Source organism: Rosenbergiella sp. YN46, from assembly GCF_036620675.1.
Classification (GTDB): Bacteria; Pseudomonadota; Gammaproteobacteria; order Enterobacterales; family Enterobacteriaceae; genus Jejubacter.
Genome location: NZ_JAZHEE010000011.1, coordinates 51,810 through 68,741, shown reverse-complemented (window position 1 = coordinate 68,741; position 16,932 = coordinate 51,810). Strand labels below are relative to the sequence as shown.

Below are 16,932 nucleotides of genomic sequence, written 5' to 3'. Positions count from 1 at the left end.
AGGATCCCTGTTATGGCCCTTACTGACGCAAAGATCCGGGCAGCTAAACCGGACGAAAAACCGTATAAACTTGCCGACAGTGGCAATATGCATTTGCTGGTCCATCCTAATGGCTCAAAGTACTGGCGGCTTCGCTATCGCCATCTTGGCAAAGAGAAAACGCTCGCCCTCGGCCTGTATCCTGAGGTTTCACTATCTGAGGCACGCGAGAAGCGCGACGAAGCCAGAAAACTTATTTCAGAGGGCATTGACCCCTGTGAACAAAAAAGAGCCAGAAAAGCGGCTCCTGAAGCCGCCAATACGTTTGAGCTGGTTGCCCGTCAGTGGCATCAAAGCAACAAGAAATGGTCAGAAACTCACAGCGAGAAAGTCCTTAAGAGCCTGGAAAGTCATGTGTTTCCTTACATTGGTTCACGCGATATTACCACTCTCAGAACCCCTGATCTGTTAATCCCGGTGAGAGCGGCGGAAGCAAAAGAGATTTATGAAATTGCTTCGCGCATACAGCAACGAATTACTGCTGTAATGCGTTATGCAGCACAGTCTGGCATCATCACTTATAATCCAGCGGTGGATATGGCTGGAGCACTCACGACAGTTAAACGTCAACACCGCCCCGCCCTTCCGCTTGATCGAATCCCTGAACTGCTTGCTCGCCTGGATGCCTATAAAGGCCAGATACTCACTACACTTGCTACAAAACTCACCCTGCTTATTTTCATACGTTCCAGCGAACTGCGTTTCGCCCGCTGGCCTGAGATCGATTTTGAGAAAGCGATGTGGACTATTCCCCCGAAGCGTAAGTCCATTACAGGCGTCAAACATTCACATCGCGGAGCCAAAATGCGTACACCGCACCTTGTCCCCTTATCCAGACAAGCCGTTGAGATTCTGCGAACGATCCAAGCTATCAGCGGAGAGCACGAACTCATCTTTACCGGTGCTCACAGTCCCTGGAAACCAATGAGCGAGAACACAATCAACAATGCACTGCGTCTTATGGGCTACGACACGAAAGTGGATGTGTGTGGACATGGTTTCAGGACGATGGCCTGCAGCTCTTTGATCGAATCAGGGTTGTGGTCAAAAGATGCCGTAGAGCGTCAGATGAGCCATCAGGAGCGTAACGGTGTACGTGCTGCCTATATTCATAAAGCGGAGCATCTGGACGAACGCAGGCTGATGTTGCAGTGGTGGGCTGATTTTCTCGATGCCAATGAGGAGAAACCTGTGAGTCCATTTGACTTTGCAAAACTTCAGTCTCGATAGCTGCCCGCATCAAAACCAATCAGGAAAATGCGGGATTCAATATATGTGGTTCGAAAGACGACTGGCTCATGTGGATAAAAACAGCATTCGCAGCACATATAACCATGTACAGTATCTTGATGGGGGGAGATAAATGGTGCACTGGTACGCTGATTATATTGACAAGCTTCTCAGTTCATCGACTGACAGTTAGTGGTTGTTCTCCGCACCTGAAGATGCGGAGAACGCCATTCTATTATTTTTTGTTCTATAGCTTTCTGGCATATTGACCGCACAGCATGGACTTTAGCGTGAGGCGATCCAAGGGGAAGCATTTCACTGCAGAGCTCAAAAATTAACACACCGTATATTATCCTTCTTACCGATAGCCGGACTAACGCTCCCGGCTCCACAGCGGTGAAATGTTTTTTGAACGTCACGCCTCATTGATAAACAGTACTGGATTCAGATAAAGAGCAAAATGCTAATGATAAAATTCAAAAGAGAAGTAAATTTCTGATTGAATTAAGTCGGTTTAGCTTGTAATCAATAATTTATGTGAGGTATCGGCAGAAATTTATTTTCAATTAGACACCATGAAACGGCCATGCTAAAATACTGTCTATTTATACATGAAGAGTGAGAGTGCCATAGAAATCACTGCTTCAAATAGGGGATGTGATAATGAATACTAATAAATCAAAAAAAAGCGTCACCGTCTTATTTTATAATATCGATGGAGATGATTCATTTTATGAAAATCTACCTTTAAACTATTTCACTTTGTGTGAGTCGGAAGAAAAAACAAGGATAATAACCTCACGCGATAAAAAACACTTAATAAAATTAACGCCCCCTGATGTTATGAATAAAAATGACATCTTTGGTGTAACTGTTGTTCGTGAAAGGAACACTTGGCAAACTAAGGCCACAAAAGATGGTTCGATTACAGGAATTCATCTTAACCAAGGAATAATTGGCGATCTATACTATATTTACATATCCCCAGAGTATAAAACCGTATTCGGTTTTACTTCCGGTCCTAGCGGCACATTGAAGAGTGTTTGCAAGTTCATTCTTGAGCAACTAAATACAAACAGAAAGAAAAAAATAAAAATAGATCTTATTCCAAAAGAGAAAGAATATTTTTCTCTGAATGATTACGAGGGGTTTAATAGTCTACACTTTAGAATGAATTCATCTTATCTAAATGATATAACTGATGATGCTCCTCATTTTTTCAAACAATTGAGTGCAAGCCCTTATATTGCCCCAGGCATGCAACTTTCATTTGACTTAGCTTTTAATGATGAAAATAATGAGTTATTCACTAAAGATAACGTAATTGAAATTATAAACTTTCTATCTGATCATGATGGGTGTTCCGTATTGAAAGTTAAAGCGAACAATAGTGATGGAAAAGTCAGTACAATAGATTTCTCAGAAACGTTTCTTCACTTTAAGACCGAAGTTAATACCCGGAATAAGTTCATTGATGAAGAAACTGCATCCCGAGTATTGGATATGGCTTTAACAGAACTGTTAAAATTTAAGAACGGCTAAGCAAATGCTCGATTTCTTTTTTGATAACCTTGTGAACATTATTAATTTCCGATGAATTAAGTAACTGAATCAAATCGCTTATGCTATTATACATTAGCGATTTAGATGTGTTGTCAGCAATTTCCTTGGATGCTTCTCTGGATAAACCTAGATTTATCAACGACATAATTCTTTCGTCACTAGCGCCAATTTCGAGATAGTAATGAAGCTTAATACTTTGAGCTTCTGACTCTGTCATTCTTGATGCCAAAGTAAATAAAGTGAAATAACACTTAAAGGCATTTGAGAGTCTAAATCTAATATCATTATTTATTACATTTATTATATTTTTAACAGATGTATTAATCCCGTTCTTTTTCCCATCATCACCTTTATTTTTCTTATCCCAGTCTATCTGAGAGTTAATCATATCCTTTAAACTATGATCCTGCACCCATTTTTTAGAGATAAAACAAATATAGTCGGCAGTATAATTACCGCTTGGAATAAATACCCCCAATTCAATTAACTTCAATGATATTTTTAGTATTCTATCATAAAATTCTTCAGACTTAGGATACGGCAAAGACCAGTCATTAAGATCAATACCGCTAGTTAAAAATTCAAAAACTGCATTTTGCTGTATATATCCAGTAGTAGGATTTGACTCTAAAACAAGAGGAGGGAGTTTAAGATTTAAATACGCAGTTTCAATACTTTCTCTTAATCTATTTAGTGCGAAATTATTTAATCTAATATCTGATGAAAAGAATGTTGAATCCAAGTCACCATTACCATAAGACTTTATTAACTTATTCGCCACAGAATAGAATTTAGAACGATCTTCATCAATAGGTTGAAGACCCGATAGCGTTCTTAATATTTCATTTATATTTTCATTAAGTAATTTATAATAAGTTGGTATTTTCTCTTCTTTTCCGTTATCTTCTTCATCAAAATAGTCTTTAAATGTCCATGAATCCGGATCAACCAAGAATATATTACCAGAGAAATGATGCAACATTCTGCCCGCACGTCCAGTAATATTATTTATTTTTACATCCTCAATTCTTTCCATTTTATCATAATTCCCTTTTTTGAACGCAGGATTACACATGAAAAGATTTTTTGCCGGAAGATTCACACCTTCGGCTAACGTACTTGTGCAAGAAATAAACTTTATGTGCCCCTCTTTTACAAGGTTTTCCACAAGAATCCTGACAGATGTGGGTAACGGACTATAATGAAATGCAATCCCTTTCTTTATATTATCTGCTAAAGTAAACTCATCGTGGATAAAATGCTGTATATATTCTGAAGCCTCGTTAAGGGATTCACTTTCCTCATACTTGGTAATTCTTTTTGCTATTTCATTAGCAATGTATTCACAATGATTTGTTTGATTCCTATAAATTATATTACTTTGGTTTTTCCCAAGCCTTAAAACAATATCTGCTAGTTTTTTATCAGTAAATCCCTTGGGTAAAATAGCTTTATCATCAGCCCCCTGTCTAATGATTTCTAGATTTCTTCCTTTGGCCCTAACCTCAAAAATCAATTTGGAGACTGGAGAATGGGTTGTTATTATTTTAGTAAACCCCACGCCTTTGAAAACGCTTGAAAAGCTATTCTGATATTGAGGAGATGGCATACCAATTATAATTTGTGGGCTACTATCTTCAAGTACTCTTTCAAGAGTAAGATGAAGTAATACGCCGCGCCCTTCATCTGATATATTATGAGCTTCATCAATGAATAAAAAATCAAAATATATATCACCACGAAGAAGGATTTCATGTAAACGTTCCTGAGTCATGACAAAAAAGGTACGCTCAGAAAAAACATCATCTTTGGGGATTGTACATATCTCGATATTTTTCTCACATCCTCTTTCCTTAGCCATCTCAAATATTTTTGAGGATACTTCAGTAATTAGGGCTCTTGTAGGTACTACAATTGCGGCAAAGGCACCGTCACTATTAATTACTTCAGATAACAAATAATGGAGAATGATATGAGTTTTTCCTGCTGAAGTGGGGGCAACTGTAATGATATCCTCTCCAGCCTGAAGGTCATCCCACAAATCACGTTGAAAGTCGGTAAGTACTAAACCTAATTCCTCAACATTATTTAGAGCTCTCTTGTAACTTTGACTCGACTCAGTAAATATATTGTGTTTAAATGAAACTTGAGGGAATCTATTTTCTAATAACTTAATATTTGGGAAGTCCCCAACAGATGAGAAGAGATAATTTGAAATTGGGATAAGTTCCGGATAATCCTCACCGCATGTATCGATTAACATGGAAAGAATTGCTGCACCTTTCTTTATATATTTTTCTTCTTGTGTTTTATAAAATATTTGTGAAGCAGTCGCCATTTGCTTTACTAAAATCCGCCCTAATTTAGATACATCTCCAATTAAATGACTTGCGTAACATTTAAATAACGCCGATGAGCATTTCTTATATTCATCGCTGGCTAATATTCTCTCTGATAATTTGATGTAAAAACTATTCATTTTGCGATCTCTAAATAGGAAATAAAACTCTCAACGAGTTTTTTATATCGCTAAAGGGTAATATAAATAACGTTGTTGAATTTATATCCAGACCTTGATTTTCAATTTTTTTAAAATAATCATCAATATACCCGTAAGCCACGTGAATATAACGCTGGATAAAATCCTCATCACTCTCTGCATCTTTAATTAAATCACCACCCGCAAAACCAATGAAACATGGCGAATGTATGAAATTTAATTCATTTTTATTTTCAAAAGGATTCAAAATTCTTATTAACTCGTCCTGAGATTCATCATCAAGCTCTGGAAGATCAAGGTGACTGTCAATAAGATTAAATTCCTGTATATATTTATCCTTTGCTGATTTGATAGAGTCAACAGCCGTTGACGCTGCGCCAAAAAATGAAGTATAGAGTTTGGATTCGCCCAAATACAATCTCAGATCGCCATTAATAAATTGTGCATGTATACTATCTGCACCATAAACCGGCATTCTAGAACTGGTTTTAAGTGATATTTTACTAAGCAACCTAGGCGCCTGTAAGTAAACATCCAATATTGTAAATAAAATTAACTCACCTAATTCACCATGAGCAGTTTGTTGGCTAAGTTTACTCAAGGCCTTTTTAAAAAGTTGTTCTATGGCGATTTTACTTGGCCTTTTTAATTTTCTATCAATTTCCTTGCATGTGAGAGCAAAATTATGCAGTAACTCATCCTTTATGAGCTTGAGAAAACCGAAATGATTACTTTCACCATTTTCTATTGGAAGATAAATTAGTAACGTCTCTACTTTTCTTTTATCCGAGAGAAATAAAGAGACGTCAACTTTCCTCAACACATCTTTAATGACGTCATGGTTTTTTAGTTGTGGCTTTAGTTTATTGTTCATTCTCATTTCTGCTGTTATAAAATGAATAAAAGAGCACAAACGCTGTATAGAACTACGTAATTATATTAGCTTTCACATAAATTGATTAAAAATTAACTTAGCACACTAAATAATAAAACACACCAATAAATAAGTCATTTCATCTACAAAAAGTTAGTTAATTCAAATCAGGCAAATTTTCTTAACAACACCGTCCAAGCAGCCGGAACTGCCCCGGGAATCCGAGAGATGCCCCTCCCCTGAGATAGGTAAGAGGATAACAAAAATTCTCATTTTTCCCCTGAGGTTCATCAGCAAACCGTCCGAATGGTTCTGGAAAGCCATGACGAATACAACTCACCATGGGCTGTCCTCAGTTCCATTACTCCAGTGCGGCATTTACTGCCCTCGCGATTTCCGTCACATCCAGTTTCTCCGGAGATCTGATGGGCTTCGCGCGCAGGAAAAACAATATTTTCTGTACTGACGTATTCGGTCACGTTGCTGCTCCGTCAGCCCATAGTGCTGCATCACATCGAGCCAGCGACTGGCAGCCCTGCGCCAGAGACCAGCAGCCTCCAGCTTTTATGCAACCTCATCCTCTACCATCATGTCTTACCCTTGATACCCACTTTTTCTTTTTGAAGGATCTCAGCCCCAGACTGGTTGCCCTGTGCTTTATCGCCGGGATCGTCCTGTGGGGAAGCTTCTCCTGTACCCCACGGGCACCAGACTCAGGATATATGGCTCTTAATAGGCTATCTTCATCAGGCTGCCAGAGCCGGGCCTCAGTCAGCCCCATTTTTCCGGCCTGGGCAAAAATGGCCTCCCGGGTACGATCCGGCAGCAACGCTTTTACTTTATCAATCCCTTTACTGTAGTGCGCCTGCATCAACACCAGTTCCCTTTCCGACCAGGGTCTGTTTTTCCCTGTTCCAAGGTCAAATTTGACCACTGCCGCCCTCACCGCACTGACGCTTCTGCCCAGTCTGGTGGCAATTTCTTTTGTTGGCAAATTGCCGTAATGCTTTTCCAGAAAGGACTTATCTTCACGGCTCCAGCTACTGCGACCAGTGAGCCCGGCAAGGGACGCCTGCCGGAAGATAGCCTTGCGTGAACGCCCGGGCAAAAGTGATATGACATACTCTATGCCTTCTGCATAGTGGGTCCGGAGTAATGCCAGCTCCTCTTCCGACCAGGGCGGTGCCCCCCCCAGGGACAGACCTAAAAGCTGAACAATTCGGGCCACCCCATGGGCAGATCGGCCAAGCCGCTCCCCGATTTCACGGGCAGACAGCTGACCATAGTGTTGTTCCACAAACGTAATTTCGGTGGCCGTCCACTGTGTCCGGTGATTACGGTGTCGCTGTGTTTTACCCACCTCGCCAGTTCCTTTTACATCACTCACGATGTTTTTCCTGCGCCAGCATATAGACTTGAGCCCGGAGGTGCTGCTCAGCCTGCTGAATCTGCTGCTGACGCTGCGGAGAGTCTTCAGGGAGCAGCTTCAACTGCCGAAGCTGTTCTTCCACCGGCACGGTCTGCCGGAAGCTTGTCAGCATGCCAAAGACCTGCGATTTAAGTTCACTGACGGTAATGTATTTTCCTTTCTGGCCATCAAGCGCATTCAGTTTATCGGCAAGCGTCTGAAGCTGCGTCATACCCTCATGCCAGCCATTCATTGTATCGACAGGAAGTACTGAAACATTAATCTGTCGCTGCCACTGTTGTATCAGGGGATTAGCCTGCTCAGGCCACAGCGCCTGAGCCTGTTCTGTCAGTTTTCTGGCGTAAGTAATATTCCAGTCAGGAGGTAATTTATCCAGCCGGGCAAGCAGTTGCTGTGTTTGTGCGATAAAGCCCTGCGGTAACGGAGTCTGCTGACGCAATATATTCACCTGTTCAGGTGTAAGCATTTCGGGTAACGGGGCCAGTGAGGCTACAAGCTGAGTCTGTATCGGGTCAGGTCGATGAAGATACTGCCAGCCCCACAGCCCGGCGCCCCCCACCACCAGCATGGTCAGCATACCGGCAATAAAAGCCCCCCAGGAACGTCCACGTGGCGGAGCCGATGTTGCCGTCACTACCCGCGCGACGGGGGGCGCTTCATGGGCGGTGTAGACCAGAGGTCCAGAGGCGGCGGCAGGCTCCGGAGTGGACGTCATTGCCATGGTCGCCGGCAGGCTAACCGCCGCCTCTTCTGTTTCGCTCCCATCGGTATTCTCCAGCCGGGCCGCTGCGTTCTGCATAAAGGTGCACAATCCCTGTAGCTGGCTGATATGCCTCAGCTCCAGACGCTGCAGCGCCTCACACAGAACGTTCAGATGTTTTTCAGCCTGATAAATCAGAGGCAGGTCAGCATAATGTAGCGCCAGCGTTCGCATCAGTTTCTGCAGGCGCTGACTGAACCCCGCGAGGATTTCCATTCTGGCATGGACCGGCTGCGGCCACATATTCCCCCACTGACGGGTGATCAGCACATCCAGTATCGCCAGCCCCTCATTAAGCCCGGCCATAGCGGCAAGGTGGGTACGGGCCAGCGTGTACCAGCACGCGGTTTGCAGTTCGACGCCATTGTGGCGAAACAGCGACAGGCTCAGTTGCTCCACACGCTGCCAGTCCACATCCGGCCGGGCCGGATGGTTCAGCTTCGCCAGTTCGTCGCGCAGCGCAGAATAGTCGGGTAGCAGGCGGGGATCGCCACCGGTTTGAATCTGTAAGGGGGCTGTTTTTTTCATTTCAGGACTGTCCATAGATATATTTGCAGGAAAACGCGCCCTGCTCCACCGTTATTCCATCACTGTGGTAGCAGGCTACCCAGCAATTCAAAAAAGACAGACTCACAGAACCCGAACCTGTGGCCCCCCGAAGAAGCAGACGGCATATATGTCCAGTCAGACGCATCACGCGAGCGCATAAACAGGCGCCCCAGAGACGTGCGTTCTTCTTCCACATGGAGGGTAACATCGACACAGCCGGTGACCCCCTGCCCGTACAAAAATGAGGGGATGAAGGATACTACCCGGCCCTGATAATGGATTCGGATCCCGGAAATGCGAAATGCCGTGGCCCCCAGAAGGAGTTCCACCAGAGAAACTACGGTGCTCTCCACCCGGATGCCGGTCTGTTCAAGCCAGATCTCCATAGTTTCCTGAAGCTGGATCATTCGCTGGCGGAATTCCGCAATATCCGCCAGCCCCCGGCTTTCAGGCTTCGCCTGGCTGGCCTGAAGCTTTTTAAGAAACTGCGCTTTTGCTGACATGATTTACCCGATCATTCAGAATCGAAGAAAACGCCTTAAAACCGGGTTTGCCGGTCAAGAAACTGCTGCTGCTTCAGATGGCGGATCAGCACCCGCCCTTCCGGCATAAATTCGGTGCCATAGCGCACCAGACCCACGCCTTTCAGCTCGGCGTCGATGGCGTAACGCAGCTCGCCGGGCACGGTCTGCTCCAGCATCACCACCTCAATACGTTTCAGGCGCGGCTCATATTTCAGCAGCACGTCAGAGAACGTGGTCATCAGCTGATGCGCCGTACCGGGCATGCCCTGTAAAATTTTGGTCATATCCGGCAGGCCGTAGTCCGGCAGATGCGCCAGGGTACCGGCGCGACAGTTGAGGATGCGCTGCATATTGTCCAGCACCGACAGAATCACCTGGTTCTCTTCGCTGACCTGATGCAGATCCAGACCGCCGCTAAAGTTGCCGAAGAGGGTTTCGTAGAGGGAGGGGGCGTTATGCGACATCGTAAATTTATCTCATGATGGTTTAATATAAGGTTACTGCTGAGTTTATTTGGTTATGATGCCTCCCGGGGCTCCATCCAGCGCACCGCAAAATACCCGTCGTTGATACCTTCCGAGCGTTGCACATCATGCACAAACCACGCATACAGCACCGACGCATCCACACACCATCTTATCGGCGGGGCTTTACCATCATACCCTGCTGCGCCGCACTCCAGGAAATACTGCGCGCGTGACCGAGCGGGTTCAAGAATATTTTCCAGGTAAAGCTGAGGGGGGTAATGATATTCCTGGGTCAGCAGAAGATGTGCCGCATTCGCCACATCTGACAGCCAGCCCCAGTGTTTTTTCAGCGTTGCAATATCCTCCATCACCTCATCCCTGGCCTGGTGGGCCTGGGTGGTAAGCCCCACCAGCCCTGCCGCTCCTGCCGCTGAAGAGACCGATGCCAGAACGCCGTCCCTAACCCCTTCCAGCCGGCGCAGTTCGCTTTTATATTCGTAGAACTGGCGCCCCAGCCACTCAAAATAACCGTCGAGGTGCCGGTTCATGGCGCGATAGCTGAGCGTACTGGCGTTAACCGCGCTCTGGTAGGAGCCTACCCATTTATCAACTAACTGGCTTTCCACGCTGTCCTGGAGAGAAAAATATGATGCAACAGTCGCAGATACTTCTCTTAATGTCTTTAAATCATGGAAGGGAACGCCGGATTTCATCGCTTCCAGATACATTTTGCGCAGCGGCACGCGACTCAGTTCGGCGCTCGGCTTCTGCACATCCGGCTTTAACCCGCCGCCGATATCTTCGCTGCACCCCGGCATCAGGATCTCCTGGTGCTTTACATCGTCCCGACCGGTCCGGTACAGGCAGCGCCAGCGTCGGCGCTCATGGGCCGCCACCAGGTGCAGCGAGTTTTTAACCGTCTCCGGCAACGGCGACTGATGGTCAAGAAACTTGCGCCCGAACAGCGAGATAATTTGCCCCGCCGTCTCAACGCGCTTTTCCGGCACCCATTCCAGTATGCTGTTGGCGTAGTCCAGACCGTTATCGCTGCTCATCGGCGTGTCGCGCGAACAGTCAAACAGCCCGGTAAACACGATATCGACCGGTACGCCACGGAAGGTCGGCTTTCCCTCCGGCCCCTGCTGGCACATGTCATTGAGCAGCAGGTCGATAAACTGGCGGGCCTGCGTTCCCCCCATATCAAAGCCAAATACCGACACGGAAATCAGCCGCAGCGGCACTTCGCCATTTTGCATCGCCTCTTCAAAAGTACGCTCAAAGCGAACCCGGGTACTGTTCAGGCGCGTATCGGCCCCGCTGACCATGCTGTAGGCCATAAACTCGCTATCGCGCAGCCAGGGGGTGGCCTCGATACCCGCATGGATCACGCCCTTCAGGGTAGCTTCCCTTAACAGCTTAAGCTGGCCTTTGGGGGTCAGCAGCTTTTGCCTTAGTTCGTTGCCGGCCTGCTGGTTGCTGGCGCCGCCGATTTTCGCTTTAATAATATCCTTCAGCCGTTCCGCAGGCTGATTTTTCAGGCTCTCCTGCACCGAACGGCTGGTACCGTCCATAAACTGCTGAAGCTTTTCTCCCTCCACTTCCAGGAAGGGGGTGCCCAAACCCGAGATATAGTATTTTCTATATGCAGCAACATCTGTTGTATTTTCTTTATCAGGGTAAGCCCTATATAGACGTGCAATATTGCTGAGGCGGTTTTCCGGCGCATCCTGCTCGATATTGCGCCCCACGCCGTCAAAAAAGAAGCCGATATGCAGTATCCGCGAGCAATTTCCCAGCCGGTACTCACAGGCCTGCGACGCCCGGTTCGCCGCCGCAATACAGGAATCCAGATCGAATGCCATAGTTATTTTCCTTCCAGAAGCGGAGACGGCGTATAGTGCGGGCTGCGCGGGTCATAGGGGGAAAAAGCGTTATCGCTCCAGCCCAGCAGCACTTTGTCGCCTGGCAAAAAGTAAACGTGCAGATCGTTCTCGCCCCGCTTGCGCTCCGGCAACGGCACCACTACCCGGCGCCGCTCCAGGCGCATTCCTGCATCATACTGTGGCCCGGTGACATCCAGCGTCCAGATCACCTCCGCCGTTTTTCCTTTAATCGCACCGCAGCAGGTTGCTGCCCCTCCGCTTTCACTTACATATTTGTGATTGGGGTCATGCGCACTGGCATTACCTCCCGCCACACCATTCACACTAAAACCCAGAATAGGGCGATCCAGCTTGCTGTGAATGATCAGGGTTACCCCCCCCATCGGCGGCGCCCAGAACATTACCCAGAGTACCCAGCCCAGTACAAATAACACCGGTAACGCCACCGCGCTCCACAGCCAGACCTTTTTTCTGGCGTAAAAATGGCTGACCGCGCCATCTACTTTTTCCAGTTTGGTAAAAAATCCCATCAGATATCGCCACCTTTTAAAATAAAATCCCTGTAGACCAATAACCCTGAGCATTTATCGCCGCCACAATACTCAGGGTTATTTATCTTCAAGCAGCGGAGACGGCGTATAGTGCGGACTGCGGGGATCGTAGGGGGAAAAGGCGTTATCGCTCCAGCCCCCCTGCGGCATACCCTTTACTTATGGCTTCATCTATTTACCCAAAGCATTAAAAAAGTCATTTTCGGACTCATTCATCTCAATAAAAAATATTAACGCGTAAATATTTTCTTAACTCTTTTTGATTTCTCCAGATAAGGAATACATACGCATATCAGAAAAACAGGATGAACGAAAGCCACCATGACTTTTTTGAGCAAGATATCCCCCCCATAGCATCCGTAGCTGGAATAATAACCCAGGGCGTTAAGCCACAACAAACTTGCACAATCCACAACCGAGATCAATACAATAGAATAGATAAACAACCTGTAACGATTCACAAAAACAGATTCTTTCTTAAATAATGCAGCAAGAGCTAAAATTATTGTCACAACTGAAATCACCCCAACGACACAGGACAGTATAAAAAACAATTTTTCTGATGTGTTCTGGAACCGAAAATATATCTCAGGGTGGAAAAAGAGAGCCAATAGTGGAATACCATAAACTATAGCCATGACAACCAAATGAAATGCTATAAGCACCAGCCACCCACTTAGCCCCGCAGGTATACTCTCGTTATTGATTTCAATTTCCTTGTCAGACATTGTTTGCTTCTGTTCGTTATCCATGCTTTCCATTCCTTATTTTACATTTCCTGAACAGATCTTTATCGCTAAGCCCGAGAGTGATTGCTTTCCCTGGACAATATCAGGTAACTGTTCACGTAACTCCCACCAATTGTTACCTTTGAAAAGTTCAATGCCATCATCCTTCGCCATTTCTTTTGGTTGATCCTTGAGATCAGCCAGTACAGAACTCTGTGCACCATCCATAATAGTATAAATTTTATCTACCAAACCCTCATTAAATGGCGTCCCGAGACCTGATAAATAAAATTTATTATGAGTATTTTGCTTCTGCTCTGGAAATGCTCTAAACAAACGCGCCACATTACTAAGGCGTTGCTCCGGTGCATCCTGATCAATATTACGATGAATACCGTCAAAAAAGAAACCGACATGCCAAATACGTGAACAGTTTCCCAGTCCGGCCTCTTCTGCCTGCTGCGCGCGACTGGCGGCAGTGATGATATTTTCGATATCCATCAGTGTTTCTCCTGCTTTGCAGACTTACCTGGAGTATCCGGATGTTTTTCATAAGGCGACCAGGCATTATCACTCCAGCCTAATAGCACTTTATCTCCAGGTAAAAAGTGGACATGTAGATCATTTTCTCCCCACTTTCTTTCTGGCAGCGGCATCACAACACGGCGAGTTTCTTTGCGAAGTCCTGCATCGTACTGAGCACGTGTGGTGCTCAATGTCCATATTACTTCCGCCGTTTTCCCGCTGATGCTGCCGCAGCAAGTAGCTGCCCCACCACCACTTGAATAAGGATTTTCTTTATATGCAGACGCATTTGGTCCCGCCACACCATTAACGCTAAATCCCAAAATAGGTCTGTCAATTTCACTGTGGATTATTAATGTTACCCCTCCGGTCGGCGGCCCCCAGATGGATGCCCAGATTAACCATCCGCCGTATGCAAGTACGAGCGCCAGTAAACTCCCCCAAATCCATTTTCCCCAGCGGGCATAACCACGATTCACGGTATTATCAACTTTGTCGTAAGTCTTAAAAAATCCCATTATTCATTTCCTGATTGAACCAAAAACCATGGACTGTTCAGATTTTCGGTACTGTGTATCCACAAGGTTAACCAAGACGTCTGCCAGCGACAGTGTTCCATTTACCACGTTCGGTAATGCAACCCTCAGTGAATCCGACTCCAACTGTCGCCTCCCGCCAGTGAGGTAATAGAGCGCGAAGACTTTCTGATCCGCAGCGGATAACAACCCCACCTCTTTACTTTTATTCAATGCTTTTATCACCATCAGTCGCTGTGCACAGGGTGGAAACGCTCTGCTGGCCGGCATCTTCTGCCATTCATTTAAAGTGCTGGTCACTTCCGGCTTATCCGCAATCTGCTGCCAGGTGGCGTTATCCAGTCGAATTATGTGATTTGTGGGGTTTTCAACTTCTGAGGGTGTAATGCTGAGTGGCTGCCACTGCCTTTCTCCCGGGAACCACCACTGCGTGATGCCGTTGAACAGAAAAGCGTGCCAGTCACAGTCAGCAGACTGCGCCAGCACGTTGATGACATGGCTGGCATAGAAGCGCGCCAACTCGGTGGAGCCATCCGGCTGCACAATGGTGCAACCACGGGATAACTGCACTGCCAGTAACGATGGATAGCGCGTGGAAACAATGGCTGCGGCACATCCCGGCACTGACGCCAGATAGTCAGGTAGCTGTCCGGCATTATCCACTTCCAGCAGCCAGGGGCCGTAGTTCTGAAATTCCGTCAGCTGTGGGTGGATATACAGCGAATGCAGCTGATGTTCATGCTGCTCTTTAAATGCCAGAAAATCGGTTTCCGGCTGTGCACCGCCCTCAAACAGCAGACAGATATTTTCGTCTGAACGGCAGGATAACGCTGTAATCAGTTCTGTGCTGTCCATTGCTATGCTCCCTGCACTATCGCATCGTTCGCCTGAATCGCTTTCAGCAGGCATGGAATGCAAATTTTATTTTCAATCGGCGGGAACAGAGCAGGCATTTCAACGGGCTGACTGACGGGTCTCAGCTTCTGTGTGCGTTTGATATTACGGATGTACGTATGCGGCGTGCCGTACTCAATCCCCCCCGCCTCTATCTTCACATAGCTGCCACCGCCTATCAGCGTCACTTTCTTCTTACCGGCAAACAGCATGTCGCTCATACTGCTGATGCTCAGTTTCTGCGCCGCACTCATATTCAGGGCGCCGTTCTGCGCCTGCACCTGTACCGGCCCCTGGTCGGAAATCAGGCTCAGTTTGCCACTCTGTGCAAACAGCCCGAGGCTCAGCCCTGCCAGCAGGGCCGTATTCCCCAGCGAGCCGGTACTGATGTCTCCGCCGGCATTGATGGCGATATTGTCCGTCGCCGCCATCTGCAGGTGTTCATCGCTGGTAAACGCCATGCCTTCAGGCGCGGTGAAGTGAACCACCTCGTTCAGCGGCTTCAGGCGCTCACTGAACATCGCTGTCTGACTGGCCACATCCGCTTCCAGCGCCAGCGCCTGGCGCTCTGCATCCGCCAGCAGGGCCAGCCGCTGATGCCCCGCCTCAATTTCTCTCAGGGCTTCATCCATGCTCAGCACGTCGCCTTCAGCCTTCGCCTGACCATCTGCTGTAATGAGCAGCCCTTTTGCCACGCGGATAACCCCGAACTCGTCGGTGCGCAGCTCAAACCCGGTGCCGCGCGCTTCATTTTGTGCATCCACGATATGCCCCTGATTCAGGGCCGTGGCGCCGAACGGCGTACTCAGCGCAATATGCTCTGCCTGACGCCGGTCTTCCATCCGCAGTTCATTGCGCCCTGCCGTGCGCAGAACGTTCTGGCTGCGGTTGTCCCGGGTCACCACGTCCTGATGCTCTGAATCGTGAAAGGCACGGGCGATATACGGCCGGTCCGGGTCGCCACCGTCAAAAGCAATACCCACTTCGGTGCCGTCGATGAGCGGCGTGTGCCAGCCGTACGTTTCACCGGCATACGGCTTCGCCTGACGTATCCACAGATAGCTGTAGCCCGGCTCCGCATCCTCGCGGCTGAAGTCCAGCTTCACCCGGTAGCGACCGGTGTCGTCCAGATGCGCATAAGGGTCATTCTTCTCTTCGCTTTCCACCCGCGCCATCAGCGTCCCGGCAATGGCCGGGCGCGGCGTCGTTTTCGGCCGGAAGCAGAATTGTTCGCTGTAGGGCATCCCCCACACCGACACATGCAGGCGGGTATCGCGAGCCGCGCGGAAGGTGGCAAGGGTGATGACCATCCCCTCTTTCAGCTCCGGCACCTCACGGCCACCGGTCTCCAGCACCATGCCCGGCGTCAGGTGACTGGCGTTACTGAACAGATGCAGACGGATGGCATTGTTCAGCTCGCGCTCGTGATGGATACGGGCATAAAACGCCCCGCTTTCCGTTTCCGGTTCGGAGGGGGTGTCGTCGCCCGCTTCACGGTAAGGCGTCAGGTAGCGGTAGTGCTCGCCGGTGGTCGCCGTCTCGTTTCTGACGCGACCGCGCGCATCCATCGGTGTGCTGGCGGTGCGGTAATTGTAATCCCGGGTGGTCACGCTGCCGGTGACGGTGTTATGCCAGACCCGCGCATCCCACGCGGCCTCGACCGCGCCGTCATACAGTGCGGAAGGCTCCCGGTACGGAAGCCGTACGTCAAACTGATACTGCAACTGACTGTCGGCGAAAGTCACCGTATCCAGCCCGGTAGTGGTGTTCACCCCGGTCCGGAACCAGATGCCCACTTCAGAAAGAATGCGCTGAATAAACTGCAGGTCGGTTTCGGACTGTTCATTCAGCGCTTACAACCGTGGAAAAGAAGACGAATT

The 16,932-nt window shown here is 47.6% G+C and carries 15 protein-coding genes and 2 pseudogenes; 3 read left to right on the top strand and 14 right to left on the bottom strand.

Translation table 11 applies throughout. From position 1 onward, the window contains the following. Positions 1–12 precede the first annotated feature (12 nt). The 3 genes and pseudogenes from V3W49_RS10730 to V3W49_RS10720 all read left to right on the top strand — a co-directional run bounded on the left by V3W49_RS10730 (position 13) and on the right by V3W49_RS10720 (position 2,811). Positions 13–1,269, top strand: coding sequence for a tyrosine-type recombinase/integrase (locus tag V3W49_RS10730; RefSeq protein WP_500145360.1), 1,257 nt, complete (start codon positions 13–15; stop codon positions 1,267–1,269). Between the two features lie 52 nt (positions 1,270–1,321). Continuing rightward, positions 1,322–1,402, top strand: a pseudogene (locus tag V3W49_RS10725) (hypothetical protein); the annotation flags it as partial. Positions 1,403–1,932: 530 nt separating this feature from the next. Further along, positions 1,933–2,811, top strand: coding sequence for a hypothetical protein (locus V3W49_RS10720; RefSeq protein WP_500145358.1), 879 nt, complete (start codon positions 1,933–1,935; stop codon positions 2,809–2,811). Here V3W49_RS10720 and V3W49_RS10715 read toward each other — a convergent pair. The 14 genes and pseudogenes from V3W49_RS10715 to V3W49_RS10650 all read right to left on the bottom strand — a co-directional run. Further along, positions 2,798–5,311, bottom strand: coding sequence for a DEAD/DEAH box helicase (locus tag V3W49_RS10715; RefSeq protein WP_500145357.1), 2,514 nt, complete (start codon positions 5,309–5,311; stop codon positions 2,798–2,800). The two genes, V3W49_RS10720 and V3W49_RS10715, sit on opposite strands and share 14 nt — an antisense overlap. A gap of 10 nt (positions 5,312–5,321) precedes the next feature. Next, on the bottom strand, positions 5,322–6,206 hold the full coding sequence (locus V3W49_RS10710; protein ID WP_500145356.1) for a HamA C-terminal domain-containing protein: 885 nt from the start codon (positions 6,204–6,206) through the stop codon (positions 5,322–5,324). Positions 6,207–6,605: 399 nt separating this feature from the next. Continuing rightward, positions 6,606–6,716 (bottom strand): hypothetical protein, encoded by a 111-nt coding sequence (locus tag V3W49_RS10705; RefSeq protein ID WP_500145408.1) that lies wholly within the window; start codon positions 6,714–6,716, stop codon positions 6,606–6,608. Between the two features lie 64 nt (positions 6,717–6,780). Further along, entirely contained in the window at positions 6,781–7,593 is an 813-nt protein-coding gene (locus V3W49_RS10700; RefSeq protein WP_500145354.1) for a hypothetical protein, read from the bottom strand. Further along, on the bottom strand, positions 7,586–8,923 hold the full coding sequence (locus V3W49_RS10695; protein WP_500145353.1) for a VasL domain-containing protein: 1,338 nt from the start codon (positions 8,921–8,923) through the stop codon (positions 7,586–7,588). Before V3W49_RS10695 ends, V3W49_RS10700 begins: the two co-directional genes overlap by 8 nt. Positions 8,924–8,982: 59 nt before the next feature. Then, a complete protein-coding gene (locus tag V3W49_RS10690; RefSeq protein WP_500145352.1) occupies positions 8,983–9,447 on the bottom strand; it encodes a hypothetical protein in 465 nt (154 codons plus the stop codon). A 35-nt stretch (positions 9,448–9,482) separates the two neighbouring features. Continuing rightward, a complete protein-coding gene (gene tssE, locus V3W49_RS10685; protein WP_500145351.1) occupies positions 9,483–9,932 on the bottom strand; it encodes a type VI secretion system baseplate subunit TssE in 450 nt (149 codons plus the stop codon). A 53-nt stretch (positions 9,933–9,985) separates the two neighbouring features. Further along, positions 9,986–11,797 carry a T6SS phospholipase effector Tle1-like catalytic domain-containing protein gene (locus V3W49_RS10680; RefSeq protein ID WP_500145350.1) on the bottom strand — a complete coding sequence of 604 codons (1,812 nt, stop codon included), beginning with the start codon at positions 11,795–11,797 and terminating at the stop codon, positions 9,986–9,988. Positions 11,798–11,799: 2 nt separating this feature from the next. After that, positions 11,800–12,348 carry a DUF3304 domain-containing protein gene (locus V3W49_RS10675; protein ID WP_500145348.1) on the bottom strand — a complete coding sequence of 183 codons (549 nt, stop codon included), beginning with the start codon at positions 12,346–12,348 and terminating at the stop codon, positions 11,800–11,802. A gap of 251 nt (positions 12,349–12,599) precedes the next feature. Further along, on the bottom strand, positions 12,600–13,121 hold the full coding sequence (locus V3W49_RS10670) for a DUF2569 family protein (protein ID WP_500145347.1): 522 nt from the start codon (positions 13,119–13,121) through the stop codon (positions 12,600–12,602). Between the two features lie 12 nt (positions 13,122–13,133). Then, positions 13,134–13,598, bottom strand: a complete 465-nt coding sequence (locus V3W49_RS10665; RefSeq protein ID WP_500145345.1) for a hypothetical protein — start codon at positions 13,596–13,598, stop codon at positions 13,134–13,136. Further along, positions 13,598–14,140: a DUF3304 domain-containing protein gene (locus V3W49_RS10660; protein ID WP_500145344.1), complete on the bottom strand. Its 543-nt coding sequence runs from the start codon at positions 14,138–14,140 to the stop codon at positions 13,598–13,600. Before V3W49_RS10660 ends, V3W49_RS10665 begins: the two co-directional genes overlap by 1 nt. A 3-nt stretch (positions 14,141–14,143) precedes the next feature. Then, positions 14,144–15,067 carry a DUF4123 domain-containing protein gene (locus V3W49_RS10655; RefSeq protein WP_500145342.1) on the bottom strand — a complete coding sequence of 308 codons (924 nt, stop codon included), beginning with the start codon at positions 15,065–15,067 and terminating at the stop codon, positions 14,144–14,146. Then, positions 15,016–16,890, bottom strand: a pseudogene (locus V3W49_RS10650) (type VI secretion system Vgr family protein); the annotation flags it as partial. The pseudogene V3W49_RS10650 and the gene V3W49_RS10655, both read right to left, overlap by 52 nt. Positions 16,891–16,932: the final 42 nt, after the last annotated feature.